Annotated in this window: 1 protein-coding gene and 2 pseudogenes; all 3 read left to right on the forward strand. The window is 77.2% G+C overall.

The genetic code is table 11. The features are described from left to right. A pseudogene (locus tag VR44_RS22430) lies at window positions 1-595 on the forward strand (hypothetical protein); the annotation flags it as partial. 202 nt (window positions 596-797) lie between these two features. Continuing rightward, on the forward strand, window positions 798-1,949 hold the full coding sequence (locus VR44_RS47405) for a leucine-rich repeat domain-containing protein (RefSeq protein WP_045949372.1): 1,152 nt from the start codon (window positions 798-800) through the stop codon (window positions 1,947-1,949). After that, window positions 1,946-2,782, forward strand: a pseudogene (locus VR44_RS22440) (ankyrin repeat domain-containing protein); the annotation flags it as partial. The gene VR44_RS47405 and the pseudogene VR44_RS22440, both read left to right, overlap by 4 nt.

Below are 2,782 nucleotides of genomic sequence, written 5' to 3' on the forward strand. Positions count from 1 at the left end.
CCTGGAGCCGGACGCCCTGGCCGCGTGGCGCGACGCCAACCGCCCGCCCGCACGTCCCCTGTACGGCGGGGCGCCGCCCGCGCCCGGATCGGCGCCCGGCGGCTACGGGGCCCCGCCTGTCGGTTACGGGTTCCCGCCGCCCGCGCCGATGGCGATGGCCGCCCCGGGTGCCGCGCCGGCCCCGCCCGCCGCCCGGCGGCCCGCGGCCCCGGCGATGGGGCTGGGCGTCGGCGGGTCGATGCGCCAGGAGGTCTACCGGGACGAGCGGGGGCCCTCCGCCTGGGCGGACACGCCCGCCGCACGGGTCTTCGTCCACCTGGTCACCCCGCCGGAGTGGCGGCGCATCACCGGAGAGGAGCCCCCGCCCTCGCCCGTCGACCGGGCCGCCTACACCCGGGCCGGACTGCCCTGGTACGACTACTACGACGAAAGCGGAACCGACCTGCCGGCGGCCGGCCCGCTGGAGCAGGTCAAACCGGTGGGCGACTGGCTCGGCGAGGACCACACGCCCTGGGCGCCCCCGATGCCCGGACAGGTCAAGCACCTGGGGAAGGCGCCGCGCCCGGGCGACCCGGTGCACGACGGCGACTGGTGACAGGCCGGCGGAACGCGCGCAATTCAAACTGGTGATCGATTTTCGGCCTCGCGGCCGCTATGATCACCGCAGCAAGGCCGTAGCGCAGAGGTCGTCGCGCCCAAGCATCGAGCTGGAGGACGCGCACCGCCGTGCCGTCATGGCGCTCGTACCCGAAGTTGCTCGGTCGCCGGAAACCGGCGAAGGAACCGGTGGAGTGGTGATGACACGGCCGACGCCCGTACGGTGCCCCGCGATCGAGCACCCGGACCTGCCGCTCGCCGATCCGGCGGGCCTGGACCCGCTGCTCGCCCGCCTCGCACAGGACCACCCCGTCGAGACCGACGAGACCTTCCCCCTAGGCACCCTGCGCGCCGACGGCCGCGTCGACCTGTGCAAGCAGGGCCTCGGCCCCGCCGGAGCCGCCCGGCTGCTGCCCGCCACCACCGCCTCCCGGCACGCCGCGCACCTGCTGCTCGGCACCAACTCCATCGCCGACGAAGGAGCCCGCACCCTCGCCGCCGCCCTCACCGCGGCCGGTCCGGAGCACGGGCTGCACACCCTCTACCTCGGCTGCAACCGCATCGGCCCCGACGGCCTCCTCGCCCTCGCCGGAGCCCTCGCCGACGACACCGCCGTCCGCGCCCTCTGGCTCAAGCGGAACCCGCTGCACGAGGACGGCGCCCGGACCCTCGCCGCCCTGCTGCGCCGCAACACCGCACTGCGCACCCTCGACCTCGTCAACACCGGCATCACCACCGACGGCGTACGCCTCCTCCTGGACGCCCTGCGCACCCGCGAGACCCCCCTGGAGCGGATCTACCTCGGCGGCAACGGCCTCACCGCCGAAGCGGCCCCGCTGCTCGCCGCCCTGATCGGCGAGGCCGGAGTCCGCGAACTGTACGTCCCGGCCAACCACCTCGGCGACGAGGGCGCCGCCGTCCTCGCGGCCGCCGCGGCCGGAGCCGGCCCCGACCGCCCGGTGCGCCTGGGCCTCGGCGGCAACGGCATCGGCGTCCCCGGAGCCCGCGCCCTGGCCGCGGCCCTCGGCGGCATCGAGTCCCTCGACCTCGGCCGGGTCATGTCCGAGCGCAGCCTCGGCTCCACCGGCAACGCCACCGGCGACGAAGGCGCGTACGCCCTCGCCGAAGCGCTGCCCGGCAGCCCGCTGCGCCGCCTCGAACTGCGCCACACCGGCATCACCGGCCGCGGCGCCAAGCGCCTGCTGGCCGCCCTGCCCGACGGCAGCCCCCTGGAACACGTCGGCCTCGGCCCCGGCACCCCCCGCCGCCTCAAGCGCTCCTTCGCCGAGCGGCTGCGCCCCGCCGCCCCCGGCCACCTGGACGTGCGGGCGATCGGCAGCGTGTACCGGTGAGCGCGGCCAGCGAGCACCCCCTCGCCGACCTGCCGCCCGGCGCCCTGCCGGACGAGGACGCCGCCGCCTGGCAGCGCGTCCGCCGCTACGCCGTGCCCCGCTGGATGATCGAGCAGGCCGGCGCGCACCGGCTGGCCGGTGACTGGCGCGCCGCCTGCGCCGCCGCCGGCGTCGAGGTCGTCTTCGGCCTGTCCGCCCTGGCCCGCGCGCACGGGACCGACGTCGCCGCCGCGGTCGAGACCGACCTGCTCCACCTCGTCCCCGACCTGGTGCGCTGGCACCTGCCCCGGGTGCTGGGCGGCCGCAGCGTCCTCGCCCCCAACCGGCGCGTGCTGCTGGCCCGTTACGGAACCGGCCCCGACGCCCCCGCCCTGTACGTCACCACCCGCGCCATGGTGGACGGCCCGCAGCGGCTGAAGCTGCACTGCGCGCCGGTCGACCCGGCCAAGCACCGGCACACCTACGCCGGCTGGGCGATCGAGGACTGGACCGCCGCCCGCTGGTTCTGGGACTCCCGGCACACCGCGGAACTGCGCTCCTGCGCCGGCCCCGCGGACCGCCTCCCCTTCTTCCGCGCCGACGGCACCCCGCTGGACGCCGCGGAGCTGCCCTCCGCCGAACCCGCCGCCGACGACCGCGCCGCCCGGGCGGAGTGGGCCGCCGTGCTGTACCAGCGCGGCGAGCTGGTGGAAGCCTTCGCCACCGCCGGCATCACCCTGGACCTGTCACCGTTCGAGCGGCACGGGCAGCACTGGCCCACCCACGACGTCCGCGAGGCGCTGGAGACGGTCCCGCTCGACCCGGTCCGCCTCGCCGGCGAGTGCCGCCGGCTC

This window comes from Streptomyces katrae, assembly GCF_000966975.1.
Lineage (GTDB): Bacteria > Actinomycetota > Actinomycetes > Streptomycetales > Streptomycetaceae > Streptomyces > Streptomyces katrae.